Source organism: Nonomuraea sp. NPDC049486 (genome assembly GCF_040676925.1).
Classification (GTDB): domain Bacteria; phylum Actinomycetota; class Actinomycetes; order Streptosporangiales; family Streptosporangiaceae; genus Nonomuraea; species Nonomuraea ferruginea.
The window spans coordinates 1,504-2,823 of record NZ_JBFAPV010000040.1 but is presented as its reverse complement, the minus strand read 5'-3'; the positions used below and the strand labels follow the sequence as shown (position 1 = coordinate 2,823).

Below are 1,320 nucleotides of genomic sequence, written 5' to 3'. Positions count from 1 at the left end.
TGTGGTTGCTGTTTGTTGTTTGAGATTTGCATAGTGGACGCGAGCATCTTTGTGGCCAAGTTTTTAAGGGCACACGGTGGATGCCTTGGCATCAGGAGCCGATGAAGGACGTGGGAGGCTGCGTTAAGCCTCGGGGAGTCGCCAACCAGACGTTGATCCGGGGATGTCCGAATGGGGAAACCTAGCACCAGTCATGTGGTGTTGCCTCCGCCTGAATGTATAGGGCGGTTGGTGGTAACGCGGGGAAGTGAAACATCTCAGTACCCGTAGGAAGAGAAAACAAGAGTGATTCCGTGAGTAGTGGTGAGCGAAAGCGGAGGAGGCTAAACCGGGCGTGTGTGATAGCCGGCAGGCGTTGCATGTCCGGGGTTGTGGGACCTTCTTGAAGTCTCTGCCGGGATTTCGAGCAGTGAGAAATCGATGGGGTAGTCGAAAGCTCTGGGAAGGGCTGCCGTAGACCGTGAGAGCCGGGTAGGCGAAACCTTGTCGACTGCTGGAGGGGATCCCAAGTAGCACGGGGCCCGAGAAATCCTGTGTGAATCTGCCAGGACCACCTGGTAAGCCTAAATACTCCCTGGTGACCGATAGTGCACGAGTACCGTGAGGGAAAGGTGAAAAGTGCCCCGGTGAGGGGTCGTGAAAGAGTACCTGAAACCGTGTGCCTACAAGCCGTAGGAGCTTACAGCAGCTTGCTGTTGTGTGATGTGACTGCGTGCCTTTTGAAGAATGAGCCTGCGAGTTATGGTGTGTGGCGAGGTTAACCCGTGTGGGGGAGCCGTAGCGAAAGCGAGTCTGAAGAGGGCGTTTGAGTCGCATGCTGTAGACCCGAAGCGAAGTGATCTACGCATGGGCAGGTTGAAGCTCAGGTAAGACTGGGTGGAGGACCGAACCCACCAGGGTTGAAAACCTGGGGGATGATCTGTGTGTAGGGGTGAAAGGCCAATCAAACTTCGTGATAGCTGGTTCTCCCCGAAATGCATTTAGGTGCAGCGTCACGTGTTTCTTGCCGGAGGTAGAGCACTGGATGGCCGATGGGCCCGACAAGGTTACTGACGTCAGCCAAACTCCGAATGCCGGTAAGTGAGAGCGTGGCAGTGAGACTGCGGGCGATAAGGTTCGTAGTCGAGAGGGAAACAGCCCAGATCACCGACTAAGGCCCCTAAGCGTGTGCTAAGTGGGAAAGGATGTGGAGTCGCAGAGACAACCAGGAGGTTGGCTTAGAAGCAGCCATCCTTGAAAGAGTGCGTAATAGCTCACTGGTCAAGTGATTCTGCGCCGACAATGTAGCGGGGCTCAAGTACACCGCCGAAGTCGTGGCAC

1 rRNA gene (only partly in view) is annotated in these 1,320 nt (G+C 55.6%); it reads left to right on the top strand.

Annotated features, from left to right (window positions below):
• The first annotated feature begins 53 nt into the window (after window positions 1–53).
• Window positions 54–1,320: ribosomal RNA gene (locus tag AB0K05_RS44350) — 23S ribosomal RNA — on the top strand; it runs 1,498 nt beyond the window's last position.